This is a genomic window from Streptomyces sp. NPDC053079 (genome assembly GCF_044546695.1).
In the GTDB taxonomy this organism is placed as follows: Bacteria; Actinomycetota; Actinomycetes; order Streptomycetales; family Streptomycetaceae; genus Streptomyces.
In genome coordinates, this window is record NZ_JBITZJ010000002.1 from 671,736 (window position 1) to 697,239 (window position 25,504).

The 25,504-nt window shown below is 71.5% G+C and carries 25 protein-coding genes and 2 tRNA genes; 17 read left to right on the top strand and 10 right to left on the bottom strand.

Annotation, left to right across the window (positions count from 1 at the left end):
- Positions 1–25: 25 nt before the first annotated feature.
- The 3 genes from ACIGXW_RS10340 to ACIGXW_RS10350 are packed head-to-tail and all read left to right on the top strand — an operon-like array spanning position 26 to position 3,184.
- The gene (locus tag ACIGXW_RS10340) at positions 26–1,714 is read left to right on the top strand and encodes a TerD family protein (RefSeq protein WP_071963294.1); all 1,689 of its coding nucleotides are present in this window, start codon (positions 26–28) and stop codon (positions 1,712–1,714) included.
- 11 nt (positions 1,715–1,725) lie between these two features.
- Positions 1,726–2,409, top strand: a complete 684-nt coding sequence (locus tag ACIGXW_RS10345) for an AIM24 family protein (protein WP_071963295.1) — start codon at positions 1,726–1,728, stop codon at positions 2,407–2,409.
- Positions 2,410–2,425: 16 nt separating this feature from the next.
- Positions 2,426–3,184 carry an AIM24 family protein gene (locus ACIGXW_RS10350; RefSeq protein WP_399571880.1) on the top strand — a complete coding sequence of 253 codons (759 nt, stop codon included), beginning with the start codon at positions 2,426–2,428 and terminating at the stop codon, positions 3,182–3,184.
- Between the two features lie 52 nt (positions 3,185–3,236).
- On the opposite strand, the gene ACIGXW_RS10355 is transcribed toward ACIGXW_RS10350, so the two are convergent.
- Together ACIGXW_RS10355 and ACIGXW_RS10360 are read right to left on the bottom strand one after the other, a co-directional pair.
- The gene (locus ACIGXW_RS10355) at positions 3,237–3,758 is read right to left on the bottom strand and encodes an NUDIX hydrolase (protein WP_071963297.1); all 522 of its coding nucleotides are present in this window, start codon (positions 3,756–3,758) and stop codon (positions 3,237–3,239) included.
- A complete protein-coding gene (locus ACIGXW_RS10360) occupies positions 3,755–5,167 on the bottom strand; it encodes a zinc-dependent metalloprotease (protein WP_399571882.1) in 1,413 nt (470 codons plus the stop codon). The genes ACIGXW_RS10355 and ACIGXW_RS10360 overlap by 4 nt, the downstream gene beginning before the upstream one ends.
- A 205-nt stretch (positions 5,168–5,372) precedes the next feature.
- On the opposite strand from ACIGXW_RS10360, the gene ACIGXW_RS10365 reads away from it, so the two are divergent.
- The 4 genes from ACIGXW_RS10365 to ACIGXW_RS10380 all read left to right on the top strand — a co-directional run bounded on the left by ACIGXW_RS10365 (position 5,373) and on the right by ACIGXW_RS10380 (position 8,533).
- Positions 5,373–6,497 (top strand): SDR family oxidoreductase, encoded by a 1,125-nt coding sequence (locus ACIGXW_RS10365; protein WP_361885410.1) that lies wholly within the window; start codon positions 5,373–5,375, stop codon positions 6,495–6,497.
- A gap of 98 nt (positions 6,498–6,595) precedes the next feature.
- Positions 6,596–7,054, top strand: coding sequence for a molybdenum cofactor biosynthesis protein MoaE (locus ACIGXW_RS10370; protein ID WP_218182905.1), 459 nt, complete (start codon positions 6,596–6,598; stop codon positions 7,052–7,054).
- A gap of 142 nt (positions 7,055–7,196) precedes the next feature.
- Positions 7,197–7,358 (top strand): hypothetical protein, encoded by a 162-nt coding sequence (locus ACIGXW_RS10375; RefSeq protein WP_177338282.1) that lies wholly within the window; start codon positions 7,197–7,199, stop codon positions 7,356–7,358.
- Between the two features lie 86 nt (positions 7,359–7,444).
- Complete coding sequence (locus ACIGXW_RS10380; RefSeq protein WP_071965147.1) at positions 7,445–8,533, top strand: PDZ domain-containing protein; 1,089 nt, start codon at positions 7,445–7,447, stop codon at positions 8,531–8,533.
- A gap of 39 nt (positions 8,534–8,572) precedes the next feature.
- Here the strand turns inward: ACIGXW_RS10380 and ACIGXW_RS10385 are convergent, their stop codons facing one another.
- Positions 8,573–9,157 carry a PPA1309 family protein gene (locus tag ACIGXW_RS10385; RefSeq protein ID WP_071965148.1) on the bottom strand — a complete coding sequence of 195 codons (585 nt, stop codon included), beginning with the start codon at positions 9,155–9,157 and terminating at the stop codon, positions 8,573–8,575.
- A 144-nt stretch (positions 9,158–9,301) separates the two neighbouring features.
- On the opposite strand from ACIGXW_RS10385, the gene ACIGXW_RS10390 reads away from it, so the two are divergent.
- From ACIGXW_RS10390 to ACIGXW_RS10405, 4 genes are all read left to right on the top strand, one after another.
- Positions 9,302–12,187 (top strand): UPF0182 family protein, encoded by a 2,886-nt coding sequence (locus tag ACIGXW_RS10390; RefSeq protein ID WP_399572509.1) that lies wholly within the window; start codon positions 9,302–9,304, stop codon positions 12,185–12,187.
- 41 nt (positions 12,188–12,228) lie between these two features.
- A tRNA-Met gene (locus ACIGXW_RS10395) sits at positions 12,229–12,302 on the top strand.
- A 249-nt stretch (positions 12,303–12,551) separates the two neighbouring features.
- Positions 12,552–14,501, top strand: coding sequence for a tetratricopeptide repeat protein (locus ACIGXW_RS10400; protein WP_399571884.1), 1,950 nt, complete (start codon positions 12,552–12,554; stop codon positions 14,499–14,501).
- An 81-nt stretch (positions 14,502–14,582) separates the two neighbouring features.
- A tRNA-Met gene (locus ACIGXW_RS10405) sits at positions 14,583–14,656 on the top strand.
- Between the two features lie 40 nt (positions 14,657–14,696).
- Here the strand turns inward: ACIGXW_RS10405 and ACIGXW_RS10410 are convergent.
- Positions 14,697–15,113: a Fur family transcriptional regulator gene (locus tag ACIGXW_RS10410; RefSeq protein WP_360906779.1), complete on the bottom strand. Its 417-nt coding sequence runs from the start codon at positions 15,111–15,113 to the stop codon at positions 14,697–14,699.
- Positions 15,114–15,271: 158 nt separating this feature from the next.
- On the opposite strand from ACIGXW_RS10410, the gene ACIGXW_RS10415 reads away from it, so the two are divergent.
- Positions 15,272–16,747 (top strand): catalase, encoded by a 1,476-nt coding sequence (locus tag ACIGXW_RS10415; RefSeq protein ID WP_399571887.1) that lies wholly within the window; start codon positions 15,272–15,274, stop codon positions 16,745–16,747.
- 71 nt (positions 16,748–16,818) lie between these two features.
- On the opposite strand, the gene ACIGXW_RS10420 is transcribed toward ACIGXW_RS10415, so the two are convergent.
- Together ACIGXW_RS10420 and hisN are read right to left on the bottom strand one after the other, a co-directional pair.
- Positions 16,819–17,220, bottom strand: a complete 402-nt coding sequence (locus ACIGXW_RS10420) for a CBS domain-containing protein (protein WP_360906783.1) — start codon at positions 17,218–17,220, stop codon at positions 16,819–16,821.
- Positions 17,221–17,417: 197 nt separating this feature from the next.
- Positions 17,418–18,212, bottom strand: a complete 795-nt coding sequence (gene hisN, locus ACIGXW_RS10425; RefSeq protein ID WP_071965152.1) for a histidinol-phosphatase — start codon at positions 18,210–18,212, stop codon at positions 17,418–17,420.
- A gap of 136 nt (positions 18,213–18,348) precedes the next feature.
- Between hisN and ACIGXW_RS10430 the strand changes: the two genes are divergently transcribed.
- Positions 18,349–18,996, top strand: a complete 648-nt coding sequence (locus tag ACIGXW_RS10430) for a TetR family transcriptional regulator (protein WP_399571889.1) — start codon at positions 18,349–18,351, stop codon at positions 18,994–18,996.
- 13 nt (positions 18,997–19,009) lie between these two features.
- Here the strand turns inward: ACIGXW_RS10430 and ACIGXW_RS10435 are convergent, their stop codons facing one another.
- From ACIGXW_RS10435 to ACIGXW_RS10450, 4 genes are all read right to left on the bottom strand, one after another.
- A complete protein-coding gene (locus tag ACIGXW_RS10435; protein ID WP_030022114.1) occupies positions 19,010–19,333 on the bottom strand; it encodes a multidrug efflux SMR transporter in 324 nt (107 codons plus the stop codon).
- Between the two features lie 85 nt (positions 19,334–19,418).
- Positions 19,419–20,423: a ribosome small subunit-dependent GTPase A gene (rsgA, locus tag ACIGXW_RS10440; protein ID WP_360906786.1), complete on the bottom strand. Its 1,005-nt coding sequence runs from the start codon at positions 20,421–20,423 to the stop codon at positions 19,419–19,421.
- A 17-nt stretch (positions 20,424–20,440) separates the two neighbouring features.
- A complete protein-coding gene (aroA, locus tag ACIGXW_RS10445) occupies positions 20,441–21,787 on the bottom strand; it encodes a 3-phosphoshikimate 1-carboxyvinyltransferase (RefSeq protein WP_399571892.1) in 1,347 nt (448 codons plus the stop codon).
- A 60-nt stretch (positions 21,788–21,847) separates the two neighbouring features.
- On the bottom strand, positions 21,848–22,564 hold the full coding sequence (locus ACIGXW_RS10450) for a M50 family metallopeptidase (RefSeq protein WP_071965157.1): 717 nt from the start codon (positions 22,562–22,564) through the stop codon (positions 21,848–21,850).
- A 41-nt stretch (positions 22,565–22,605) separates the two neighbouring features.
- On the opposite strand from ACIGXW_RS10450, the gene ACIGXW_RS10455 reads away from it, so the two are divergent.
- From ACIGXW_RS10455 to rsrA, 4 genes are all read left to right on the top strand, one after another.
- Positions 22,606–23,430 carry an SOS response-associated peptidase gene (locus ACIGXW_RS10455; protein WP_399571894.1) on the top strand — a complete coding sequence of 275 codons (825 nt, stop codon included), beginning with the start codon at positions 22,606–22,608 and terminating at the stop codon, positions 23,428–23,430.
- 49 nt (positions 23,431–23,479) lie between these two features.
- The gene (locus ACIGXW_RS10460; RefSeq protein WP_399571896.1) at positions 23,480–24,130 is read left to right on the top strand and encodes an alpha/beta family hydrolase; all 651 of its coding nucleotides are present in this window, start codon (positions 23,480–23,482) and stop codon (positions 24,128–24,130) included.
- A gap of 273 nt (positions 24,131–24,403) precedes the next feature.
- The gene (locus tag ACIGXW_RS10465) at positions 24,404–25,120 is read left to right on the top strand and encodes a sigma-70 family RNA polymerase sigma factor (RefSeq protein WP_071965158.1); all 717 of its coding nucleotides are present in this window, start codon (positions 24,404–24,406) and stop codon (positions 25,118–25,120) included.
- Positions 25,117–25,440, top strand: a complete 324-nt coding sequence (gene rsrA / locus ACIGXW_RS10470) for a mycothiol system anti-sigma-R factor (RefSeq protein WP_071965159.1) — start codon at positions 25,117–25,119, stop codon at positions 25,438–25,440. The genes ACIGXW_RS10465 and rsrA overlap by 4 nt, the downstream gene beginning before the upstream one ends.
- Positions 25,441–25,504 lie beyond the last annotated feature (64 nt).

Genomic DNA, 25,504 nt, shown 5'->3' on the forward strand with positions numbered 1-25,504 from the left:
TTCGGATGGGGGACGGTCGTCACGCATGTCCAGGGAATTCCAGCGCGGCCACAAGGCCAAGATCACTGACCTGACGGCGGGGACCGATCTGTACGTGGGAGTGCAGATCGGCGGCCCCGGCCTGTCCTTCGACATCAGCTGCTTCGGCCTCGACGCCGCCGAGCGGCTCTCCGACGACCGGTACTTCATCTTCTTCAACCAGCCGAAGTCGCCCGAGGAGGCGATCCAGCAGCTCGGGGCGCAGGCGGGGGACACGGAGTCCTTCCGCGTCACCCTCGACCGGATCCCCGCGCACATCCACAAGCTCTCCTTCACCGCGACGGTGGACGGCGCGGGCCAGATGTCGCAGATCGGCCCCGGCTACCTCCGTGTCGTCGCGGGCGGCGTGGAGGTGGCCCGCTACTCCTTCACCGGTGCCGAGTTCAGCACCGAGCGCGCGGTGATGCTGGGCGACTTCTACCTGAAGGACGTCTGGCGGTTCGCCGCCGTCGGGCAGGGCTTCGACGGTGGTCTGGAAGCGCTGCTGAGGAACTTCGGTGGCGAGGTGCTGGAAGAGGAGGAGCCCGCGCCCGCCCCGGCGGCGGCCGCCCCCTCCTTCGCGCCTCCGGCGCAGGCCAGTGCGCCTCCCGCCTTCGCACCGCCCGCCGCCGCCCAGGCGGCCCCCGCGGCGCCCGTCGCCCCGGCTCCGGCCCCGGCGCCCGTGCCCGCGCAGGGCTTCGCACCCCCGCCCGGCAGCACCCCGCCGCCCGCGGCCGCCCCGCAGGCGCACATGGCACCGACCATGGCCGCGCCCCTCGCGCCCCCCGGGTTCTTCTCCGGCGGCCAGACCCCGGCGGGCGGCGTCGTCCCGCCGCCCCCCGGCCCGCCCGGAGTGCCCGGCCAGCACGCCCCGCACGGCCAGCCGGCGCCCGCCCACGGCTACCCGGCCCAGCAGTCCTACGGTCAGCCGGTCGCGCCCCCGCAGCCCGCCCCGCCCTACCCGGGCCAGCCGGCCCCGTACGGAGGCCCCGCGCCCGTCGCGGCGCCGCAGGGCGCCGGTGCGGCCCCCGTCGCCCCCGGTGTCCAGGGAGCCTTCGACAAGTACCGCGAGGCGCCCAACGGGCAGCGCTGGACCCTGCAGAACCACAGCCTCATCCGCGTCGACCTGGGCGCCGACCCGCAGCCCGTGCTCGCCCGGCAGGGCAGCATGGTCCTCTACCAGGGCAAGGTCGACTTCAGCTACAAGGGCGCCGGCTTCATGGGCCGCATCGTCGGCAACGCGACCGGCCAGGAGATGCAGCTGATGCGCTGCACGGGCCGCGGGCAGGTCTTCCTCGCCGAGAACTCCGCGCACGTCCACCCCATCCAGCTGGAGAACGACGCGATCTGCGTCTCCGCGGACGCCGTGCTCGCCTTCGACGAGTCGCTGCACCACGAGGTCCGCCGGATCGAGGGCCACGGCATCCCCGGCGGCGCGCTGTTCACCATGCAGTTCCAGGGCAGCGGCACCGTCGTCGTCAAGACGCACGGCACCCCGGTGGTGCTGCCGGTAACCCCGACCACCTACGCCGACAGCAACGCCATCGTCGCCTGGTCGGCGGCCGCCCAGGTCGTCATCTCCAGCCAGGTGCGGCTGCGCCGCAACTCCTACCCGGGCCACAGCGGGGAGACCGTCAATCTCCAATTCCGCGGCGCGCCCGGAAACTTCATCGTCGTCCAGCCCTACGAGGTCTGAGGGAGCCCGTCATGGACCAGTCGCTGATCGCGGGCCACGCCCCGACCCCGCCCGCCGCCCGCATGGAGAACCACGGCAGCAGCATGCTCAAGGTCGCCATGCAGAGCGGCCACGACCTGTTCGCCCGCACCGGCTCGATGGTCGCCTACGAGGGCTACATCCAGTACGAGGCGAACGCCCCCGCCGTCCGCCAGATGGCCTCCCAGTGGCTCACCGGCGAGGGCGCGCCTCTCATGAAGTGCACCGGTGACGGCATCCTCTACCTCGCCGACTACGGCGCGGACGTCGTCTGCATCAACCTCAACGGGGAATCCGTCTCCGTCAACGGCACCAACCTGCTCGCCTTCGACGCACACCTGCAGTGGGGCGTCGAACGCGTCAAGGGCATGGCCAAGTTCGCCGGCCAGGGCCTGTTCAACGTCGCCGTCAGCGGCACCGGCTGGGTCGCCCTGACCTCGCGCGGCGCGCCCATCGTCGTCGACTGCGGAAGCGGCGAGGACGAGACGTACGTGGACCCCGACGCCCTCGTCGCCTGGTCCAGCAATCTGCGGATGAAGGGGAAGCGCAGCTTCAAGGCTTCCTCGATGATCGGCCGCGGCAGCGGCGAGGCGTACCAACTGGGCTTCTCCGGCCAGGGATTCGTGGTGGTACAGCCCAGCGAGGACAGCACCGACCGGCTCCGGGCCCGGGGCTGAGGGGACGACGACAGACATGCAGAGCCCGCTCTTCGGCCACACCGAGGCCCAGACGCAGGACCGCTACGCCCTGCAGAACCCGCAGATGCTGCGCGTGGCGCTCACCGGACACGACGACGTGCTCGCCCGCAAGGGCTCGATGGTCGCCTACCAGGGCCTCATCGAGTTCGACGGCGAATACCGCACGCGCACCCAGCAGTACGCGCAGGCGCACACCGGCGAAGGCCTGGATCTGATGCGCTGCTCCGGCCAGGGCACGGTCTTCCTCGCCAACCTCGGCCAGCACGTCCACGTCGTCGACGTGGACCACCAGGGGCTGACCGTGGACGGTTCGTACGTCCTCGCGCTGGACTCCACCCTGCACTGGGAGACGGTCGCGGTGGACAGCCAGCAGGGCATCTCCGGCACCGGCGCGTACAACCTCAACATCACCGGCCAGGGCAAGGTCGCGCTGATGACCTCGGGACAGCCGCTGATGCTCCACTCCACGGGGCACAACTACGTCTACGCCGACGCCGACGCGGTCGTCGCCTGGTCGTCCTCGCTGCGCGTCAACATGCAGGCGCAGACGTCCTCCTCGAGCGTGTGGCGGCGGCGCGGCAGCACGGGCGAGGGCTGGGAGCTCAGCTTCCAGGGCCAGGGCTACGTACTGGTCCAGCCCAGCGAGTTGCTGCCGCCGCAGGGCGCGCAGATCGGCCAGGGCCTCGCCGCGCAGTACGGCTTCGGCCAGAACGGCGCGCACGGCCAGAACCAGGGCAACATCTGGTCCAACTGAGCCCATGGGTAAGGGGCGCCACCCACTGGGTGGCGCCCCTTACCCATGACTTCTAGAGGCGCGTGAGCGTCCGCCGCACCAGCTGGACGACGGAGTCGTCGGCCACGCCGGCGACCTCCTCATAGGGGAACCAGCGCAGGTCCAGCGACTCGTCGCTGATGGCGGCCTCCGCGCCCTCCGGCACCAGCGCCGCGTACTGGACGTCCAGGTGCCAGTTGCAGGGCGCCGGAATCGGGTGCCGGTCCAGCCGCACCGGGCCGCCCGGCAGCAGCGTCAGGCCCGCGATACCGGACTCCTCGGTGGCCTCGCGCAGCGCGGCCTCCTCGAGCGTGGCGTCACCGGGCTCGCAGTGGCCGCCCATCTGGAGCCACATCCGCAGCTTGCGGTGGAGCGTGAGCAGCACCCTGCCCTGTGCCGGATCGATCACCAGGGCGCTCGCCGTGACGTGCCCCGCCTGGCAGGGCTTCCACATCCCGTCCGGGTGCGCGGCGAGGTGGTCCAGGTACAGGCCGCGCAGCTCCTGCTGGTCCCCGTACTCCTTCAGGACGAGGACCGCGTTCTCGTGAAGGCTCACTTCTTCTCGTCGCCCTCGCCCTGGTCGCCCTCGTCGGACTTCTTCTCCGCGGAGCCCTTCGCGGCCTCGCCGAGCATCTTGTCGATCTCGGAGAAGTCCAGGTGCTCACGGTGGACGAACCCGTCCGGGTCGTCCAGGTCCGCGGCCGTCGGCAGCATGTCCGGGTGCTCCCAGAGCCCGTCACGGCCCTCCAGGCCGCGCGCGTCCGTGAGCGAGGCCCACAGCCGGGAGGCGTCCCGCAGCCGGCGGGGACGCAGCTCCAGGCCGATCAGCGTGGCGAAGGTCTGCTCCGCCGGGCCGCCGGAGGCGCGGCGCCTGCGCAGCGTCTCGCGCAGCGCGCCGGCGGACGGCAGATGCGGCGCGGCCGCCGCGTGCACGACCGCGTCCACCCAGCCCTCGACCAGCGCGAGCGCGGTCTCCAGGCGGGCCAGCGCGGCCTTCTGCTCCGGGGTGTCCTCCGGCTGGAACATGCCCTGCTGGAGAGCCTCCTGCAGCTGCTCCGGGTGCGAGGGGTCGAGCTGGCCGACGACGTCCTCCAGCTTGGAGGTGTCGACCTTGATGCCGCGGGCGTAGCCCTCGACGGCACCGAACAGATGCGAGCGCAGCCACGGCACATGGGCGAAGAGCCGCTGGTGGGCGGCCTCGCGCAGGGCCAGGTACAGCCGCACCTCGTCCTGCGGGACGCCCAGGCCGGAGCCGAACGCCTCGATGTTCACCGGCAGCAGCGCCGCCTTGCCCGCGGGGCCCAGCGGCAGGCCGATGTCGGTCGAACCGACCACCTCGCCCGCCAGCACGCCCACGGCCTGGCCGATCTGGGTGCCGAACATGGCACCGCCCATGCTGCGCATCATCCCCAGCAGCGGGCCCGCCATGGCCTGCATCTCCTCGGGCAGCACACCGCCCATGGCCGCCCCGACGCGCTCGGCGACCGGGTCCACCAGGTCCTTCCACACCGGCAGGGTCGCCTCGACCCACTCCGCGCGGCTCCAGGCGACGGCCGTGCCCGAGCCCGACGGCAGCGACGTCACGCCGTCCAGCCACAGGTCGGCCAGGCGCACCGCCTCCTCGACCGCGGCCCGCTCGCCGGCCGTGACGCTGGCGTCCTTGCTGCCGTCCGCCGTGCCCTGGGCCACGGTCTGGCGCGCGATGTCCTTGGCCATGCCCCAGTTCACCGGGCCGCCCTCGTAGGAGAGCATCTGCCCGAGCTGCTGGAAGGCGGCGCCAAGATCGCCCGGGTTCATGGACCCGAACATCGCGGCGAAGGGGTTGTCCCCGCCGCCGGCGGGCCCGCCGAACCCGAACGGATTCGCGGGTCCCTGGCCGCCCTGGCCGCCGCCCTTCTTCTTGCCGTCGTCGCCGTTCTCCGGCTCCTCCGGCGGAAGACCGAATCCGAATGGGGTGTCACTCACGGGTTTCCTCGGCTCGTAGGGCCGCCGGCTGTGGACCGGCGGCGAAATGCCCGACAACACCACCAAGCGTAGACACCTCGCCGCTATCCGGGCTTGGTGCTCCGCTCGCCCGGGGCCTGCGGCAGGATGGACGTCACCTGGTACGTACGCGTCATGACAAACGTGATGGCACATACGTACTGAAGACAACCGCTGGAGACGCCCGGTGAGTTCCCCCGACCGAGAAGTTCGCGCAGCGCGAAACGGTTCCGCGCTGGACAGTACGACCCCGCACGGCCGACGGCCAGTCGTCGCGGTCACCGGCGCTGCCCGCGGCGTCGGCGCGCTGCTCACGCGGCGGCTCGCCGCATCCGAGGAGATCAAGCACGTCGTGGCCATCGACGAGCGCCGCGGAGACGTGAGCGAGGCGCAATGGCACGTCCTCGACGTCCGCGACCCGGTGATCGCCGAGAAGCTGCGGGGCGTCGACGTCGTCGTCCACCTCGCACTCGACCTCGACCTGGAGACCGACGCCGCCGCCCGCACCGCCTACAACGTGCGCGGTACACAGACCGTGCTGACGGCCGCGGCGGCCGCCGGCGTGCACCGGGTGGTGCTGTGCACCTCCGCCATGGTCTACGGGGCCCGCCCCGACAACGACGTGCCCCTCGCCGAGGACGCCGAGCTGCGGGCGACCGCGGAGGCGACGGGCGTGGGCGACCTGCTGGAGATAGAGCGGCTGGCCAGGCGCGCGCCCCGGGCGCACCCCGGCCTGAACGTCACGGTGCTGCGCCCGGCCGTCCTGGTCGGCGGCACCGACACCGCATTGACCCGCTACTTCGAGTCGCCCCGCCTCCTGGTGGTCGCCGGATCCCGGCCCACCTGGCAGTTCTGCCACGTGGAGGACCTGGTGAGCGCGCTGGAGTTCGCCGCTCTGGAGAAGGCCGAGGGCGAGCTGGCCGTCGGCTGCGACGGCTGGCTCGAGCAGGAAGAGGTCGAGGAGCTCACCGGCATCCGGCGCATGGAGCTGCCGTCGGCCGTCGCCCTCGGCGCCGCCTCGCGCCTGCACCGCCTGGGCCTCACCCCGTCGCCGGCCGGCGACCTGGAATACACGATGCACCCCTGGGTGGTCAGCGGCCACCGCCTCCACGACGCCGGCTGGCGGCCCCGGTGGACCAACGAGGAGGTCCTCGCGGAGCTGCTCGACGAGGTCGCGGGCCGGCACACGGTCGCCGGCCGCCGGCTGGGCCGCAAGGACGCCACCGCCGCGGGCGCCGCCGGCGCCACTGTCGCGCTGCTGGGCACCGCCGCACTGGTGCGCCGGGCCCGTAAGGCCCGCCGTCGGCTGTAGGGCCGTGAAGGGCCCGTAGAAGCGCACGGAGCCGGGCGCACGAAAACTGGTCGAACCGCCGTTCCCCGCGGCCGGTCCCGTACGGCACGATGGACCGTATGGCGCGCACCCACGACCACCCCGGCGAACTCGCGGCCGCGGACCCCATCCGGCTCCTCGCGGTCCGCGACGCCCCGCTGTCCCTGGACGAGGTCTTCACGGCGGTCGGCGACGACGCCGCGGGCGGCACCGCGCTCTTCGTGGGCACCGTGCGTGACCACGACGGCGGCGCGGACGTCTCGGCGCTCGGCTACTCGGCGCACCCCACCGCGGAGGCCGAGCTGCGCCGCGTCGCGGAGAAGGTCGCGGCGGACTTCCCCGTGCGGGCGATGGCCGCGGTGCACCGCGTGGGGGAGCTGGCCGTCGGGGACCTGGCCGTGGTGGTGGCGGTCTCCTGCCCGCACCGGGCGGAGGCGTTCGAGGCGTGCCGAAGACTGATCGACGACCTCAAGAGCGAGGTGCCGATATGGAAGCACCAGAGGTTCGCCGACGGGGCCGAGGAGTGGGTGGGGATCTAGCCCCGTCCGGGGAGCGCCAAAGTCGCCCACTTACGGACCGTCCCTGGTTGCGTAACCGGCACCCTGACGTAAGCGTTGAGACCGAAGACGACTAATCTGCTCATCAGTTCAGTTGTGATCGCGTATGGGGTCGGAGGCCGGCATGGCGGCGCTTGCTTGGTTGCTGATTCCGGTGGGTGCGGCCGTCGTCGCCGCCCTGTGGGGGAGCTGGGCGGCCCGGAACCGCAAGGCCGGGGATGTCGCGGAACTGGCGGGTTATGAGAAGTTCCGGCGGGCGATGGAGCGGACCGAGTCCGGTTCCTGACCGCCGCCTGAGCGGAGCGGCCGGTATCTGCCCCGTACGGACCGCCCCGGAAGTGGACTGTCGGACCCGTCCCGTACTGTCGTTCCATGCCCCGCCGCACAGCGACGATGCTCGCCTCCCTTCTTATGCTGATCGCGCTCCTGTGCGCAGGCGTGCTGATTCCCGTGCCCTACTCGGAGATGTCCCCGGGCCCCACGGTCAACACGCTGGGTGAGCACGGCGGCGAGCCGGTGCTGCAGATCTCCGGGCACAAGACGTACCCGACCACCGGTCACCTCAACATGACGACGGTCCGGGTGACCGGCTCGCAGTACCGGATGAATCTGGTCGAAGCGGTCTACGGCTGGCTGGCGCACGACAATCTGGTCGTTCCGCACAGCACCCTCTACCCCGACGACAAGTCCCCGGACGAGCTCAACCAGGAGACGGCGGAGGAATTCAGCCAGTCCCAGGAGAGCGCCAAGGTCGCGGCCCTGAAACAGCTGGGCATCCCGGTCGGCACCCGCGTCGTGGTGTCCTCCGTGGTCAAGGGCAGCCCCGCCGAGGGGGCGCTGCACGCCGGTGATGTGATCAAGGCCGTGGACGGCACGGAGATCAAGGAGCCCGGGGACGTCGCCCGGCTGGTGACCCGGCACAAGCCGGGCGAGAAGGTGACCTTCCTCGTCGTGCCCGCCAAGGAGGCCGCCGCCGCGGAGAAGGAGAAGCGGCAGCCGAAGGTGGAGGACACCGTCGCCCTCACCACGAACAAGGCCGCCGACGACAGCCGGGCCATCGTCGGCATCCAGGCGGGGACGGACCACACCTTCCCGTTCTCCATCAACATCAAGCTGGCGGACGTGGGCGGCCCGAGCGCCGGGCTGATGTTCGCCCTGGGCATAGTCGACAAGCTCACGCCCGAGGACCTGACCGGCGGGAAGTTCATCGCCGGCACGGGGACGATCGACGAGTCCGGCAAGGTCGGGCCGATCGGCGGCATCGAGATGAAGACGGTGGGGGCCCGCTCCAAGGGCGCGCGCTACTTCCTGACCCCGAAGGACAACTGCGCGGCCGCTGCGAAGGACACCCCCTCGGGTCTGACCTTGATCAAGGTCGACACGATGAAGGACGCGATGCAGTCCCTGGAGAAGCTCCGCAAGGGGGACACGGCCGGCCTGCCGCAGTGCGCGACACGCTGACCGGCCCCGTCCCCCTGCGGTGATGGCGCCTTCGGTCCGCTAGTCCGCGAACGTGGCGGCAAGGGCCTCCGCGAGGCCCGGCACCAGGTCGGCGCCGGTGAGGACCTCGGTCGGCGAGTCCTTCTCGCGCAGCCGCAGGGCCGACTCGCGCGCGCCGTCGCGCAGGACCGCCACCGTCATCCGGACCTCCTGGCGGTCCGGGTGCTTGGCGACCCACGCGGCGAGCTGCTTGTCGTTCATTCCATGGGGCACGGACGCCTCGGCCGACGGCGGGAGCATCAGCCGCTCCACGGTCAGGGCGCAGCCCACGACCGCTTCGGGCCAGGCGATGGTGCCGAGGAACTTGTCGAGGGCGGTGCCCTTGGGCAGCTCCTCCTGCTCGATGGGGGTGTAGGAGGTAGTCGTGGAAGGGGCGTCGTCGAGGCCGAGCTGAGCGGCCAGGTTGGGCTCCTGGGAGCGGAGCTTGGCCGTGTCGACCAGGGCGAACAGCCGTGCGGGCTGGTCCCAGCCGAGCCCGGACGCGTACTCGTCGATCTCGAGCACGGCGCGCGTCAGCGGACTGGCGGCCATCGGGGTGCCGGGCTCGTGGGAGCCGGGAAGGTTCGAACCGGTATTGCTGGACATGGTCAATATCGTGCCCTGAGAGAGCCCGAAATCGGGAACCGAGTAAAGCCTCGGTAAGTTGCCACAGTGGGTCCTACTATCACCTGGGCCTGATCGACAGCTCCATCGACAGCGAACTTCGAGGTGCGCACCTTGGCTTTCCAGATGCCGGACCGCGGCGGAGGCCCGACAGGGCCACGGATCAGAGTCGGCCGACCGTCCCGGCGGGTCCGGACCCTGCTGATGACCTTGGGCGTGCTGGCCGTGCTGGCCATGCTCTTCGTCATGTTCGCGGGGTTCTGGACCGACTGGCTCTGGTACCGCTCGGTGGATTATTCCTCCGTCTTCACCACCACTCTCGGCACCAAGATCGGCCTCTTCGCCGTCTTCGGCCTGCTGATGGCCCTGGCCGTGGGGACCAACATCTGGCTGGCGCACCGACTGCGCCCGCCGCTGAGCGCGATGTCGGTCGAGCAGCAGAGCCTCGACCGCTACCGCATGAGCATCGCCCCGTACAAGAAGTGGGTGCTGCTGGCGGTCACCGCGCTGGTCGGCCTGGTCGCGGGCGCCTCCGCCGCCGGGCAGTGGCGCACGTGGCTGCAGTGGGTCAACGGCGTCTCCTTCGGCCAGAAGGACCCGCAGTTCCACAAGGACATCTCCTTCTACACCTTCGACCTGCCGTGGTACCGCTTCCTGCTGAGCTTCGGCTTCGCCGCGGCGGTCCTGTCGCTGATCGCGGCCGCGCTGGTGCACTACCTCTACGGCGGTCTGCGGCTCACCAGCCCCGGCGGACGGGCCACGGCCGCGGCCACGGGCCATCTGTCCGTGCTGCTCGGCCTCTTCGTGACGCTCAAGGCCGTCGCCTACTGGCTGGACCGGTACGGGCTGGCGGTGAAGTCCAGCGGGCTGAAGTCGACCGAGGGCTGGACGGGTCTGCGCTATGTGGACGCCAACGCCTATCTGCCGGCCAAGACGATTCTCTTCATCATCGCGCTGATCTGCGCGGTGCTGTTCTTCGCGACGCTGTGGCGGCGCACCTGGCAGCTGCCGGTGATCGGCTTCGGTCTGATGGTGCTGTCGGCGGTGCTGATCGGCGGGCTCTACCCGGCGATCGTGCAGAAGTTCCAGGTCCAGCCGAACGAGCAGGCCAAGGAAGCGCCGTACATCAAGAAGAACATCACGGCCACGCGTGAGGCGTACGGCATCGACGGCGCCCAGGTGAAGGATTACCAGGGCACCAGCGACCTCAAGGGCAAGGACAAGGAGAAGCTGCGGGCCGAGGCGAATTCCACGGCCAGCCTGCGCCTTCTCGACCCCAATATCGTCTCGCCCACCTTCCAGCAGCTCCAGCAGGTGCGCGGGTACTACCAGTTCCCGTCCACCCTGGACGTCGACCGCTACAAGGTCGACGGCAAGGAGCAGGACACGGTCATCGGTCTGCGCGAGCTCAACATCAACGGCATTCCCGAGCGCAACTGGATCAACGACCACTTCAAGTACACCCACGGTTACGGCGCCATCACCGCGAAGGGCACCTCGACCGGCGACGGCGGTTCCCCGGACTTCACCGAGAAGAACCTGCCGACGGAGGGCAAGCTCGGGAAGTACGAGCAGCGGGTGTACTACGGCGAGAAGACCACGCAGTACTCCATCGTGGGCGGCCCGCAGAAGGAGCTGGACTACTCCGGCGACCAGGGCGAGAAGAGCTTCAGCTACAAGGGCAAGAGCGGCGTCGACCTCTCGAACCCCGTCAACCGCGCCGCCTACGCGGTGGCCTTCGGCGAGCCCCAGATCCTCTACTCGGGCGCCATCGGCGAGGGCTCGCGGATCCTGTACAACCGCACGCCGAAGGAGCGCGTCGAATCGGTCGCCCCGTGGCTGACCATCGACGGTGACGCCTACCCGGCCGTGGTCGACGGGCGCATCCAGTGGATCGTGGACGCCTACACCACGACCAACGGCTACCCGTACGCCTCCCGCACCACCCTCGGCGACACCACCGCCGACTCGCTGACCACCGGCCAGCGTGCCGTGGTGGCCCAGCAGAACCAGGTCAACTACATCCGCAACTCGGTCAAGGCGACCGTCGACGCCTACGACGGCACGGTCAAGCTGTACCAGTGGGACACCAAGGACCCGGTGCTCAAGACGTGGATGAAGGCCTTCCCGGGGACGGTGAAGGCGAAGAGCGAGATCGGCGCCGGTCTGATGGACCATCTCCGGTACCCGCAGGACCTTTTCAAGGTCCAGCGTGAACTGCTCACCCGGTACCACGTCACCAACCCCGGTACGTTCTACACCGGCAGCGAGCGCTGGCAGGTGCCGGACGACCCGACCAACAAGTCGGGCAACGCGGTTCCGCCGTATTACCTGAGCATGCGGATGCCGGACCAGAAGGCGCAGTCCTTCTCGCTGACCACGACGTTCACCCCGAAGAGCCGGGAGAACCTCGGTGCCTTCATGGCCGTGGACGCCGACGCGAAGAGCCCGGACTACGGGAAGATCAGAGTTCTGAAACTCCCCGCCGAAAGCCCGACGTCCGGCCCGCAGCAGGTGCAGAGCAAGTTCAACGGCGATCCCGAAATCGCCAATAAGATCAATATCCTGAAGCGCGGCGACTCCGAGATCGAGTACGGCAATCTCCTGACCGTGCCGCTCGACAACGGGCTGCTCTACGTCGAACCCGTCTATGTGCGTGGTGCGGGCACCAACTACCCGCTGCTGAAAAAGGTGCTGGTCACCTATGGCGACAAGACCGCCTTCGAGGACAACCTCACCCAGGCGCTCGACGTGGTCTTCGGCGTGAAGAGCCCCGAGCCCGGCACCACCAAGCCGCCGGCCGAGGGGCCGACGAAGCCGCCCGTGCAGGACCCGACGGTCAAGCAGGCCCTCAAGGACGCCCAGGACGCCTTCGACGCCGGCCAGAAGGCGCTCGACAACAAGGACTGGACGGCCTACGGCAAGGCCCAGCAGGACCTGAAGGACGCGCTCGACCGGGCGGCCAAGGCCGAGGCCAAGGCCGCCGGGAACGCCCCCAAGCCGGGCAGCTAGCAAGGCCCGCCCCGCGCCGTGGTACGGTTGTTCCACAACGGCGCGGGGTGGAGCAGCTCGGTAGCTCGCTGGGCTCATAACCCAGAGGTCGCAGGTTCAAATCCTGTCCCCGCTACTCAAAGACAAGGCCCGGAGTCCCAGGACTCCGGGCCTTGTCGTGTTGCCCGGACCTGCCCGGCGGCCGCCCGCCGGGCACGGAACGACGCCGATCGCCCGGCACGCGTGGTCTGTGCGGGTTATGTGCGGGGGTTTTGATTAGAGTTTGGGGCACCGCCGTGTCGGGAAGTCGGGAAGTCGACAAAACGCTGAAGTGACCTCACTGGCTGCGGCATTCCAGGTGTACGCAGGTTGCGGGAGTGCGACGATGGGACTTATGGGGGACAAGGCGAGGCTGTTGGAAACACGTCGGCTTGTAGGAGCTCCCGGGGACGGGAGCGATCAGGACGACCGGGACCCGTCGTCGCGCGGCTCGGGGGAGGGCTCCTCCTCCGACACCGACTGTGCCGCGGAAGCGGTGGACCTCGAGTTGGAGACCGCACGCCGTCGCGCCGCGGAGTCCGGTGACCCCGCATCCCTGAGCATGCTCGGCGCGTTGCTGCTGCGCCGGGGCGATCTCGACGGCGCCGAACGGCACTTGCGCGCCGCTACCGCCGAGGGCGACCGCTCGGCCGCCAACAACCTGGGCGTCCTGCTGCACCAGCGCGGCTACGCCGACGAGGCCGCCACCTGGTGGCGGGTGGCCGCCGTCGCCGGCTCCGCCCCCGCCGCCCACTCCCTGGGCCGCTACCACCGCGAGCGCGGCGACGAGCCCGCGGCCGAGTACTGGCTGCGCCAGTCCGCGGAGTCCGGGCACGCCCTGGGCGCCTACGCCCTGGCCGATCTGCTGGAGCACCGCAGCGACGTGGGCGCCGAGCGCTGGTTCCGCTCCGCCGCCGAGCGGGGGCACCGCGAGGCCGCGTACCGCCTGGCGCGGATACTCGACGGCCGGGCGCCGTCGGCCACGGCCCTGTCCGGCGGGCTCGCCGCGGGCCTGGGCCCCGCCACCGGCGCACGGCACGTCTCCGCGGGCGGCGGTGACACCTCCGTACGCGACCTGCGCGCCGCCGCCGCGGGCCGCCGCGGCCAGGACGGACCGGCCGGCGAGGCCGAGCAGTGGTACCGCCAGGCCGCCGCCCGCGGCCACCGGCGCGCCGCCCTGCACCTGGGCACCCTGTTGGAGGGGCGGGGCGAGACGCAGGAGGCCGCGCGCTGGTACCTGACCTCCGCCAAGGACGGCGAGCCCCGGGCCGCCTGCGCCCTCGGCTTCCTGCTGCGCGACGCCGGCGACTGCGACAGCGCCGCCATCTGGTGGCGCCGCGCCGCCCAGGAGGGCGACGGCAACGCCGCCAACGCCCTGGGCGCCCTGCACGCCGACCGCGGCGAGCCCCAGCAGGCCGAGCGCTGGTACCGCGCCGCCCTGGACGCGGGAGACGTCAACGGCGCGTACAACCTCGCCCTGCTCTGCGCCGAGCAGGGCCGCACGGCCCAGGCCGAGCAGTGGTACCGCCGGGCCGCCTACGCCGGTCACAAGGAGGCCGCCAACGCGCTGGCGGTGCTGTTGCTCCAGGGCGGCGACTCCGCGGGCGCCGAGCCGTGGTTCTCCAAGGCCGCCGAGGCCGGCAGCGTCGACGCCGCGTTCAACCTCGGCATCCTCTACGCCGGGCGCGACGAGGACCGCATGGCCTTCCAGTGGTACGAGCGCGCCGCCGTCGCCGGGCACACGGACGCGGCCCTGCAGGTCGCCATGGTCCTGCTGCGGGACGGCGGCGCCGAGAACACCGAGGCGGCCGAGCGCCACCTGCGCGTGGCCGTGCGCGGCGGCAGCGCCGAGGCCGCCTTCCGGCTGGGCGCGCTGCTCGACCGCGAGGAAGAGACCCGCTTCGAGTGCGAGGAGTGGTACGAGCGGGCCGCCCGGCAGGGCCACCGGCGGGCCCAGGTGCGCCTGGGCATGCTGGTCGCCGAGCGGGGCGACGTGGTGGGGGCCGCGCACTGGTACCGCGAGGCCGCCGAGGCCGGCAGCCGCAACGGCGCCTTCAACCTCGGCCTGCTGCTCGCCCGCGAGGGCAGCGAGCCGGAGGCGGCGATGTGGTGGGCCCGGGCCGCCGAGGCCGGGCACGGCCGCGCCGCGCTGCGGCTCGCCCTGCTGGCCGCGCGCCGGGGCGGTCTGGCCGAGGGGCAGATGTGGTGCGCGCGGGCGGTCGAGCTGGGCCCCCCGGAGGTCGCCGAGCGGGCCGCCCGGCTGCAGGAGGCGTTGCAGCAGGAGCTCACCGCGTAAGGCGGGGCAGGGGCGTACGCGAGCGGAGCGGTAAAGAAATTTGCACGCGTGGTCACGGACGGGTTAGGGTGGGGTCAACGACGCGGGGTGGAGCAGCTCGGTAGCTCGCTGGGCTCATAACCCAGAGGTCGCAGGTTCAAATCCTGTCCCCGCTACTGAAACGAAAGGCCCGGATCTTCGGATCCGGGCCTTTCGTCATGCCGTGGCGCAGTCGGGGCAGATCCCGCGGTAGGTGACCTCGACCGCCGAGACCTGGAAGCCGAAGCGCTCCTCGGCCGGCAGCCCGCCCAGCAGATCGCCCGCGGGGTGCACGTCGCGGATCGTCCCGCAGCGCGAGCACACCAGGTGCTGGTGCGCGTGGTGGGCGTTGGGGTCGTAGCGCTTGGCGCGGCCGTCCGTGCTCACCTCGAGGACCTCGCCCAGCGAGACGAGCTCTCCGAGGGTGTTGTACACCGTCGCACGCGAGATCTCCGGCAGCAGGCCGGTCGCCTTGGCGTGCACCTCGTCGGCGGTGTAGTGCACATGGTCCCCGTCGAGCACTTCGGCGACGACGCGCCGCTGCGCGGTCAGCCGCCAGCCGCGTCCCCGGAGCCGTTCCAGCAGGTCACTCATGCCATTCACCTATCAGTCAGATAGGACCAGCGTAGCAGCGGCCTTCGTCCATCCATGGAATCCATATTCTTATGAGATCCATCTTGACTTAGACAAAGTCCAATGTAGGATCGGATTCGGCTCAGGCCACGGCAGACGATTCGACGACGGAGGCGTACGTGACGGTGAACGGCGAGGCGGCGACGGCGGTGGGCCCGCTGACCACGGAGTCCGGTGCTCCGGTTGCGGACAACCAGAACAGCGAGACCGCGGGCCTCGGCGGCCCCGTCCTCGTGCAGGACCAGCTCCTGATCGAGAAGCTCGCGCACTTCAACCGCGAGCGGGTGCCGGAGCGCGTCGTGCACGCCCGCGGCGCGGGGGCCTACGGCACCTTCACCGTGACGGCGGACGTCTCGCGCTACACCCGGGCGAACTTCCTCTCCCAGGTCGGCAAGCAGACGGAGACGTTCCTGCGCTTCTCCACCGTCGCCGGCAACCTGGGCTCGGCCGACGCGGTGCGCGACCCCCGTGGCTTCGCGCTGAAGTTCTACACCGAAGAGGGCAACTACGACCTCGTCGGCAACAACACCCCGGTGTTCTTCATCAAGGACGCCATCAAGTTCCCCGACTTCATCCACACCCAGAAGCGCGACCCGTACACCGGCTCGCAGGAGGCGGACAACGTCTGGGACTTCTGGGGGCTCTCGCCCGAGGCCACCCACCAGGTGACCTGGCTCTTCGGCGACCGCGGCATCCCGGCCTCGTACCGCCACATGAACGGCTACGGCTCCCACACCTACCAGTGGAACAACGAGGCCGGCGAGGTCTTCTGGGTCAAGTACCACTTCAAGACCGACCAGGGCATCGAGAACCTGACCACGGCAGAGGCGGCCGAGACCTCGGGTCTGGACCCCGACAGCCACCAGCGCGACCTGCGCGAGGCCATCGAGCGCGGGGACTTCCCGACCTGGACCGTGCAGGTGCAGATCATGCCGGCGGACGACGCGGCGACCTACCGCTTCAACCCGTTCGACCTCACCAAGGTGTGGCCGCACGAGGACTACCCGCCGATCGAGATCGGCAAGCTGGAGCTCAACCGCAACCCCGACAACATCTTCGCCGAGGTCGAGCAGTCGATCTTCTCGCCGGCGCACTTCGTGCCGGGCATCGGCCCGTCCCCCGACAAGATGCTCCAGGGCCGGCTCTTCGCCTACGGCGACGCCCACCGCTACCGCGTCGGCATCAACGCCGACCAGCTGCCGGTCAACCGCCCGCACGCCACGGAGGCGCGCAGCCACTCCCGTGACGGCTTCCTGTACGACGGCCGGCACAAGGGCGCCAAGAACTACGAGCCCAACAGCTTCGGCGGCCCGGTGCAGACCGGCCGGCCGCTGTGGCAGCCGACGCCCGTCAGCGGTTACACGGGCAACGACGCCGCCCCCTCGCACGCCGAGGACAACGACTTCGTCCAGGCGGGCAACCTCTACCGGCTGATGTCGGAGGAGGAGAAGGAGCGCCTGATCGCCAACCTCGCGGGCTTCATAGCGAAGGTCTCGCGCGACGACATCGTCGAGCGGGCGGTCAACAACTTCCGCCAGGCGGACCCCGACTACGGCAAGCGGCTGGACGCCGCGGTCCAGGCCCTACGCGGCTGATCAGCCACTGGACGCTTGCCGTACAAACCGGAGAGGCCGGACGCCAAAGGGCTCTGGCCTCTCCGGCCGTCCTACGCCGGGACCGCGCCGGCGCGCTCGCGGGCCGGCAGCCAGCAGCGGATGATGTCGCGCACCGACAGCACGCCCACGGCCCCGCGCTCGTCCAGGACGATCAGATGCCGGAACTCGCCGCGCGACATCGCGGCGGCCGCCTCCTCCAGGGTCCACTCGGGGGCCGCGAAGACCACGTCCGTGGTGGTGTGCCCGTGGGCGGTCTCGCGATCGGGGTCGTGGCCCGCCCCGACCGCGTTGAGTATGTCGCGCTCGGTGAGGATGCCGAGGCCGCTGGTGTCGGGGTCGAGGACGACTGCCGCGCCGATCCTGCGCGCGTACATCAGTCGTGCCGCCTGCCGGAGGGTGTGTTCGGGGCCGATGGTCAGGACCACCGTGCTCATGGCGTCGCGGACGAGCATGGCCGTAAGCCACCTCCTTGGAGGGCTGCGGATCAGTCCGGCGGAACCGTGAACCGGCGGCCGCACACGGCACACCGGGGTTCACAAGTTCACAAGCGTCGGGGCTGTCAGCGTCGCATGCCGTGCGGGGGCCGAACAAGGCTTGCGCAGCACTGGATTTTGCCAACTTTTTACGACTGTCTGAGGGTTTAAAGCCGTTACTGCCGCAGATAGCTCAGCAGCTCGTCGTGCAGCAGCCCGTTGGACGCGGCGGCGTTCCCGCTGTGCGGTCCCGGACGCCCGTCCAGGCCGGTGAAGCGGCCGCCGGCCTCCTCGACGATGACGACGTTCGCCGCCATGTCCCACAGCGACAGCTCCGGTTCCGCGCAGATGTCCACCGAACCCTCGGCCACCATCATGTACGGCCAGAAGTCGCCGTAGCCCCGCGTCCGCCAGCAGTCGCGCGTCAGGTCCAGGAAGCCCGGCAGCATCCCGCGCTCCTCCCAGCCCGTCAGCGAGGAGTACGCGAACGACGCGTCGTCGATCCGGCCGACCCGCGAGACCTGCAGCCGCGACGCCGAGGTCAGGCTCCGCCCGGTGTAGGCGCCCGAGTCCTTCGCCGCCCACCACCGGCGGCCCAGCGCCGGCGCGGAGACCACGCCGACCACGGGCCGGAAGCCGCCCTCGCCCTGCACCATCAGCGAGATCAGCGTCGCCCACACCGGCACACCGCGCACATAGTTCTTCGTGCCGTCGATCGGGTCGATCACCCAGCGGCGCGGGCCCATGCCCTCGCTGCCGAACTCCTCGCCCAGCACGGCGTCGCGCGGCCGGGCACGCTGGAGATGACCACGGATCAGCTCTTCGGCGGCCTTGTCCGCCTCGCTCACCGGAGTCATGTCCGGTTTGGTCTCGACCTTCAGGTCGAGGGCCTTGAAGCGGTCCATGGTGGCCGCGTCGGCGGCATCCGCCAGGACGTGGGCCAGCCGCAGATCATCGTGGTAGTCGGACATGCCACGCACACTACCCGCGGCCAAGGCCAGGTCACGCGCGGCGCGACCTGCCGGGGCTCTTGACAGCGTCTGGCGGCGCGTCAATTCTGTGGCCTGGCCACAACCGTCGTGCGGCCGTACGGCCGGGGAGGCGACGATGCCCGCGGCACGAGAACTCTTACTGGACGCGGCCTTCGCCGCGCTCGGCGCCCGGCCCTGGCACGGAGTCCGGATGGTCGACGTCGCAGCGGCGGCCGGGGTCTCCCGGCAGACCCTCTACAACGAATTCGGCAGCAAGGACGGGCTCGCGCGGGCCCTGGTGCGCCGTGAGGCGGACGCCTTCCTCGCCGGAGTGGACCGCTCCCTCGCCGAGGCCGCCGCCCGGGACGGCGCCGACGCCGGGGACTGCTGCGCGGCCGCCGCCCTGTGGACCCTGCGCACGGCACGGGCCAACCCCTTCGTGCGGGCCGCGCTCACCGGCTGCCGCGGCGACCGGCTGCCGCCCGCCGCGGCGCCCCCGGTCCCGCCGCCGCGCACCCCGCGCGACGCGCGCCCCCTGCGCGGCGGCCCCACGCCGGGAGCGCTGACCGAGCGGATACGCGACAGCGCGGCCGTCGCCGCGGACTCGGCCGGCGGGGCCGTGCCCCGGCAGGGCCCACGGGACCCCAAGGGCACGCGGCGGGCCTGTGAGGCGGCGGTACGGCTGACGCTGTCCTACGTCCTCGCCCCGGCCGCCACGGACGAGGAGGCGGCGGACGACGTGGCCCGGCTCGTCCGCGCCCTGCTGCGGGCGGCGGCCCGGTGAGGGTGCCGTGGGGTCAGTGCGCGGAGCCCGACAGCTGGAGTCCTATGACGCCGACGATCACGAACGCGATCGAGACGAGCTTGAGCGTCGAGACGAGGTCGCCCAGGAAGACCATGCCGTAGATCGCGGTCCCGGCGGCGCCGATGCCCGTCCACACGGCGTACGCCGGACCGACGTCGAGCTTCTTCAGAGAGAGCGTCAGAAGGCCGAAGCTGCCCAGCGCGAAGCACGCGAAGGCGATCGTGGGCCAGAGCCGGGTGAAGCCGTGCGAGAGCTTGAGACAGACGGCGAAGCCGGTTTCCAGAAGCCCGGCGACAACGACCAGCAGCCACGCCATCAGATTGCCTCCCGTTCCGCGGACCGCCCGTCTGCCCGGTGTCTTCATGCCCTTGCCGGTGGCGGTCATTCGCAAACGTAGGCGATCAGTCGCCTTCGCGCCGCTCCCTCGTCGCCAGCAACCGGCGCAGCGAGTACAGCCGCTGGGGGTCGGCGTGGCCGTCCTCGACCCACTGGTCCAGCGCGCAGTCCGGCTCGTCGTGGCTGCACGCGCGCGGGCAGCCCTCCGTGCCCGGCTCCAGGTCGGGGAAGGCGTGGATGACCCGCGAGGGGTCCACGTGGTGGAGCCCGAAGGACCGCACGCCCGGGGTGTCGATGACCCAGCCCGTGCCGTCCGGCAGCGGCAGGGCCAGCGCGGAGGTGGTGGTGTGCCGGCCGCGCCCGGTGACGGCGTTGACGTGGCCGGTGGCCCGCTGCCGCTCCACGAGCGCGTTGACCAGCGTGGTCTTGCCGACGCCGGAGTGCCCGACGAACGCGGTGATGCGGCCCTCCAGCTTCTCGCGGACCCGGCGGGCGGCATCGCCCTCGGTCAGCTCCTCGCGGCTGGTGACGACGTAGCGGATGCCGAAGGACCCGTAGGACTCCATCAGCTTCTCCGCGGAGGCCAGATCCGACTTCGTCAGCACGAGCAGCGGCTCGAGCCCCGCGTCGAACGCCGCGACCAGGCAGCGGTCGATCAGGCGGGGGCGCGGCTCGGGGTCGGCGAGCGCGGTGACGATCGCCAGCTGGTCGGCGTTGGCGACGACGACCCGCTCGTACGGATCGTCGTCGTCGGCGGTGCGGCGCAGCACGGAGCTGCGCTCCTCGACCCGGACGATGCGGGCGAGGGTGTCCTTGGCGCCGCTGAGGTCGCCGACCACCGCGACCCGGTCGCCGACCACGGCACTCTTGCGGCCCAGCTCGCGGGCCTTCATCGCCACGACCGTGCGGCCGTCGATGAGGACGTGCAGCCGGCCGCGGTCCACGGTCAGGACGAAGCCCTCGGAGGCGTCCTCGTGCTTGGGCCTGATGGTCGTGCGCGGGCGGTTGCCCTTGCGGTTGGGGCGGACGCGGACGTCGTCCTCGTCGGTGTGCTTGCCGTAGCGGCGCATGGTGCTTCCAGGCTCTCTCAGCTTCTCGGCGCCGTCGTCGCCCCCGCGACGGAGCCGAGCATCCCGGTCCACAGCTCCGGGAAGTCGGGCAGGGTCTTGGCCGTGGTGGCCACGTTCTCCACCTCGACGCCGTCGACGGCCAGGCCGATGACGGCGGCGGCGGTGGCCAGCCGGTGGTCCTCGTAGGTGTGGAACACGCCGCCGTGCAGGGGGCGCGGGCGGATGCGCAGGCCGTCCTCGGTCTCGGTGACGTCGCCGCCGAGCTCGTTGATCTCCTTGGCCAGGGCGGCCAGCCGGTCGGTCTCGTGCAGCCGCAGGTGGGCGATGCCGCGCAGGACGGACTCGGTCTCGGCCAGGGCCGCGACGGCCGCGATCACCGGGGTGAGTTCGCCGACCTCGTGCAGGTCGGCGTCGATGCCGGTGATGCGCCCGGTGCCGGTGAAGGTCAGGCCCGCGTCGGTGAGCTCGCAGCCGCCGCCCATGGCGGTGAAGATCTCGCGGAGCGCGTCACCGGGCTGGGTCGTGCGCTCGGGCCAGTCGGGGATGGTGACCCTGCCGCCGGTGACCAGGGCCGCCGCCAGGAAGGGCGCCGCGTTGGACAGGTCGGGCTCGACGACCAGGTCGCGGCCCAGGAGGGCGCTGGGGGAGACCCGCCAGACGTTCGGCTCGCCGCCGGACTCGGGGGTGTCGACCTGCGCGCCGGCCGCCCGCAGCATGTCCACGGTCATGCGGATGTGCGGCATGGACGGCAGGACGGCGCCCACGTGGCGGACCTCGACGCCCTGGTTGAAGCGCGGGCCGGACAGCAGCAGCGCGCTGACGAACTGGGAGGACGAGGAGGCGTCGATCTCCACCGGGCCGCCGTCCAGCGCCCCGGCGCCGTGCACGGTCAGGGGGAGCGCGCCGCGGTCGTTGTCGTCGATGCGGGCGCCCAGGGCGCGCAGCGCGTCGATCACGCCGTGCAGGGGGCGCTCGTAGCTGCGGGGGTCGCCGTCGAAGCGGATGGCGCCGTCGGCGAGCGCGGCGACGGGCGGCAGGAAGCGCATCACCGTGCCGGCGTTGCCGACGTCGACGGTGGCCGGTCCGTGCAGCCGGGCCGGGATGACCCGCCAGGCCTCGCCGGTGCCGTCGGGGCCCACGCCCTCCTCGATGCCGACGCCCATGGCGCGCAGCGCCTCGGCCATCAGCACGGTGTCGCGCGAGCGCAGCGGGCGGCGCACCCAGCCGGGCTCGGCGGCGAGAGAGGCCAGGACCAGCGCACGGTTGGTGACCGACTTCGATCCGGGCACGGTGACCGTCGCGTCGACGGCCCCGGTCGCGAGGGGGGCGGGCCAGAGGTCGGTGTGCGCGGGGCTCTCGGTCATGCCTTTACCTTACTGAGGTTCTCCCCATGGTTCGGTCCGCGAGGGCGGCTGTCAGCCCGGTCACCGCCCGAGCAGCCAGCGGCCGCCCCCGGTCAGGGAGCACAGCGACACGACGTGGAACAGTCCCAGCCACACCGCCGCGGGGACGTTCGTCAGCCGCGCCAGCTGGTCGGCGTCGGAGTCCGGGGCGCCCCCGTGCCGGCGCTTGCGCTGCAGTTCGAAGGCGGGCCGCACGCCGCCCAGGAGCAGGAACCACACCACCCCGTAGGCGAACGCCGCCTGCACGCCCGGGCCCGCCAGCCAGGAGACCAGGACGAAGGCCGCCCCGGTGAGCACCACGGTCAGCGCCCCGTAGGCGTTGCGGATCATCACCAGCATGGCGGCGAGCAGGGCCGCGGCCCCCCACAGCAGGGCGGTGATGTGCCCGGCGGCCAGCAGCGCGGCGCCGGCCAGGCCCAGCAGGGAGGGGGCGGTGTAGCCGGCGGCCGCGGTGAGGATCATGCCGGGGCCGGTGGGGCGGCCGCGCGAGACGGTCAGCCCGGAGGTGTCGGAGTGCAGCCGGATGCCGTCCAGACGCCGCCCGCTGAGCAGGGCCACGAGTGCGTGGCCACCCTCGTGGGCGATGGTGATGGCGTTACGCGTGAGGCGCCAGACGCTGTACGGGGTGATCGCCCCGAGGGCTATGACGGCGGTGGCGACGACCAGCCAGGTCGGAGGGTGGGGCTGGGTGCCGAAGACGCGGTTCCATAGCTCGGTGGCGGTGGTGCTGTTGTCCATCTGTGAGCCGCTCCTTGCGTCTTCGTGGCAGTGTGGCACTCATGTGCGGGCGATATGCGGCGAGCCGGCGGCCGGAGGATCTGGCCGGGCTCTTCGGGGTGGAGAAGTGGGAACCGGAGGAGACGCTTGCTCCGGACTGGAACGTGGCGCCGACGAAGAGCGTCCATGCGGTGCTCGAGCGTCCTGTGAAAGACGCCGCTGACCGGCGTCCGGTTCGTCAGCTGCGTGTTCTGCGGTGGGGGCTGGTGCCCTCGTGGGCGAAATCCCCGGAGGGCGCGGCGAAGATGATCAATGCCCGGTCCGAGACGGTCCATGAGAAGCCGTCCTTCCGCCGGGCCTTCGAGGCGCGGCGCTGCCTGCTCCCCGCGGACGGCTACTACGAGTGGGTCACCGGGGCGCAGGAGAGGGAACTGGAGGAGAAGGGACGCCGCAAGCGGACCCGTAAGCAGCCCTACTTCGTGACGCCCTCCGACGGCTCGGTCATGGCGCTCGCCGGCATATACGAGTTCTGGCGCGACCCCACCCTGCCGCCGGACCACCCGCAGGCCTGGTGGGCGACGTGCTCGGTGCTCACCACGGAGGCGGAGACGCGGCCGTTCGCCGGCCCGGACGCGGCGGCCGAGCCCGGCCCCCGCTCGCTGGCGGAGATCCACCCGAGGATGCCGCTGGTCCTGCCGCCGGAGCGGTGGTCGGCGTGGCTGGACCCGACGACCACCGACCCCGCCGAGCTGCGGTCGCTGCTGGCGCCCCCGCCCGCCGGCCTCGTCCGGGCGTACCCCGTCACCACCGCGGTCAGCGACGTCCGCAACAACGGGCCCGAGCTGCTGGCCGAGCTGCCGGCGCCGGAGGAGTCGACGCTGTTCTGAGCGGGACCCGCGCGGCACCTCGGCGGCGGAAGCGGGCCGGCACGGCAGGATGGACGGCGTGACGACAAAGATCGCAGAGACCGTGCAGGACGTGCCGACCCCGGCCGGGGACGCCCGCATCCACTGGTACCTGGCGCCGAAGGCCCACCTCGTGCTGGCCCTGGGGCACGGCGCGGGCGGCGGGGTCGAGGCCCGCGACCTGCGGGCGCTCGCCGCCGACCTGCCCGCGTACGGGGTGACGGTCGCCCTCGTCGAGCAGCCGTGGCGGGTCGCCGGCAAGTCGGTCGCGCCCGCGCCGAAGACCCTGGACCAGGCATGGCACGCGCTGTGGCCCGCGCTCGCCGCGCCCGGGCTGCCCGTGGTCGCCGGCGGCCGCAGCGCGGGGGCCCGCGTCGCCTGCCGCACGGCCGCCGCCCTGGGGGCGGCCGGGGTGCTGGCCCTGAGCTTCCCGCTGCACCCGCCGGGCAAGCCGGAGAAGTCCCGCGCCGAGGAGCTGACCGGGACGGGCCTGCCCACCCTCGTGGTGCAGGGCGCCCGCGACCCGTTCGGCCGCCCCCAGGAGTTCCCGCCCGGCACCGAACCCGTCGCCGTGCCGCACGCCGACCACGGCTTCGCGGTGCCGAAGAAGGCGGACGTCACCCAGGAGGAAGCACTGGCCGTGATCACGTACGCGGTCAGGACCTGGCTCAAGGGCCTCTGAAACCACCGGGAAACCACCGGCCACACGACGGGAATGATCCAAGCGGCCCCACTGTTGTCCGGTCTGTAGTCACGTACCGGCACAGACGAAGGAATGGGAGCTCCCCGCATGGGTTCGATCGCATGCCCGTCCCGCCCGCAGACGGCCGACCTCGGATGGGCGGTCATGGGCGTGGCCCAGCCGGCCGTGGCTGGAGCGGCGGGCGGACCGGATCGTCGTCTATTCTCCGATTCGAGCGGGTCCGTTTCGGGTGCCGCCATGGCGTTGGAGGAGGTGGGTCCGGTCACTGGGACCGACACGGGGGCCGATGACAGCCAGAAGCGAGGACCCGTCGGCGGCGCAGCGGGCGCGGAGGGCGGCGAGACCGTGGCGGAGCGCAACGCGCGCTTCGAGCGCGACGCACTGACCTTCCTCGACCAGATGTACTCGGCCGCGCTGCGTATGACGCGCAACGCAGCCGACGCCGAGGACCTGGTGCAGGAGACGTACGCGAAGGCCTACGCGTCCTTCCACCAGTTCCGTGACGGCACGAACCTCAAGGCGTGGCTGTACCGCATCCTGACCAACACCTTCATCAACTCGTACCGCAAGAAGCAGCGCGAGCCGCTGCGCAGCGCGTCCGAGGAGATCGAGGACTGGCAGCTCGCGCGCGCCGAGTCGCACATGTCGACCGGGCTGCGCTCCGCCGAGTCCCAGGCGCTCGACCACCTTCCCGACTCCGATGTCAAGGAGGCCCTGCAGGCCATCCCCGAGGAGTTCCGCATAGCGGTCTACCTCGCGGACGTCGAGGGCTTTGCGTACAAGGAGATCGCGGACATCATGGGTACCCCCATCGGCACGGTGATGTCCCGGCTCCACCGGGGCCGTCGTCAGCTGCGCGGACTGCTGGAGGACTACGCCCGCGAGCGCGGTCTGGTCCCGGCCGGGGCCACCGCCCCCGCGCGGAACGGTTCCGACGAGTCGCACAATCGGAAAGGCTCGGACTCATGAGCTGCGGAGACCCGCACGAGACGGACTGCTCTGAAGTCCTCGACCATCTCTACGAGTTTCTCGATCACGAGATGCCCGACGGCGACTGCGCCAAGTTCGAGGTGCACATCGACGAGTGCTCGCCGTGCCTGGAGAAGTACGGCCTGGAGCAGGCGGTGAAGAAGCTCGTCAAGCGCTGCTGCGGCCACGACGACGTCCCGGCCGACCTCCGCTCGAAGGTCATGGGCCGCATCGAGCTGATCCGCTCCGGTCAGTCCGTACCGGAGCAGGACGTGGTGGCCGAGGCGAAGGCGGCGGAGGCCGCCGCGCAGCAGGACTGATCCACTGATCCAAACCGCCGTACCGGGGAACGTCACCCGAACGGACGGTGCAATACCCGGAGGG

Coding starts and splice junctions, on each gene's coding strand:
- ACIGXW_RS10420 (WP_360906783.1), bottom strand. CDS start 17,220: ATGCTCGTCCGCGACGCCATGAGCACGGTGGTCCTGACCATCGGCCCC.
- ACIGXW_RS10430 (WP_399571889.1), top strand. CDS start 18,349: ATGCCCGCGGCACGAGAACTCTTACTGGACGCGGCCTTCGCCGCGCTC.
- ACIGXW_RS10370 (WP_218182905.1), top strand. CDS start 6,596: ATGGCGCGCACCCACGACCACCCCGGCGAACTCGCGGCCGCGGACCCC.
- ACIGXW_RS10390 (WP_399572509.1), top strand. CDS start 9,302: ATGCCGGACCGCGGCGGAGGCCCGACAGGGCCACGGATCAGAGTCGGC.
- rsrA (WP_071965159.1), top strand. CDS start 25,117: ATGAGCTGCGGAGACCCGCACGAGACGGACTGCTCTGAAGTCCTCGAC.
- ACIGXW_RS10345 (WP_071963295.1), top strand. CDS start 1,726: ATGGACCAGTCGCTGATCGCGGGCCACGCCCCGACCCCGCCCGCCGCC.
- ACIGXW_RS10400 (WP_399571884.1), top strand. CDS start 12,552: ATGGGACTTATGGGGGACAAGGCGAGGCTGTTGGAAACACGTCGGCTT.
- ACIGXW_RS10460 (WP_399571896.1), top strand. CDS start 23,480: ATGGACGGCGTGACGACAAAGATCGCAGAGACCGTGCAGGACGTGCCG.
- aroA (WP_399571892.1), bottom strand. CDS start 21,787: ATGACCGAGAGCCCCGCGCACACCGACCTCTGGCCCGCCCCCCTCGCG.
- hisN (WP_071965152.1), bottom strand. CDS start 18,212: ATGTCCGACTACCACGATGATCTGCGGCTGGCCCACGTCCTGGCGGAT.
- ACIGXW_RS10350 (WP_399571880.1), top strand. CDS start 2,426: ATGCAGAGCCCGCTCTTCGGCCACACCGAGGCCCAGACGCAGGACCGC.
- ACIGXW_RS10410 (WP_360906779.1), bottom strand. CDS start 15,113: ATGAGTGACCTGCTGGAACGGCTCCGGGGACGCGGCTGGCGGCTGACC.
- ACIGXW_RS10385 (WP_071965148.1), bottom strand. CDS start 9,157: ATGTCCAGCAATACCGGTTCGAACCTTCCCGGCTCCCACGAGCCCGGC.
- ACIGXW_RS10375 (WP_177338282.1), top strand. CDS start 7,197: ATGGCGGCGCTTGCTTGGTTGCTGATTCCGGTGGGTGCGGCCGTCGTC.
- ACIGXW_RS10455 (WP_399571894.1), top strand. CDS start 22,606: ATGTGCGGGCGATATGCGGCGAGCCGGCGGCCGGAGGATCTGGCCGGG.
- rsgA (WP_360906786.1), bottom strand. CDS start 20,423: ATGCGCCGCTACGGCAAGCACACCGACGAGGACGACGTCCGCGTCCGC.
- ACIGXW_RS10380 (WP_071965147.1), top strand. CDS start 7,445: ATGCCCCGCCGCACAGCGACGATGCTCGCCTCCCTTCTTATGCTGATC.
- ACIGXW_RS10340 (WP_071963294.1), top strand. CDS start 26: ATGTCCAGGGAATTCCAGCGCGGCCACAAGGCCAAGATCACTGACCTG.
- ACIGXW_RS10450 (WP_071965157.1), bottom strand. CDS start 22,564: ATGGACAACAGCACCACCGCCACCGAGCTATGGAACCGCGTCTTCGGC.
- ACIGXW_RS10435 (WP_030022114.1), bottom strand. CDS start 19,333: ATGGCGTGGCTGCTGGTCGTTGTCGCCGGGCTTCTGGAAACCGGCTTC.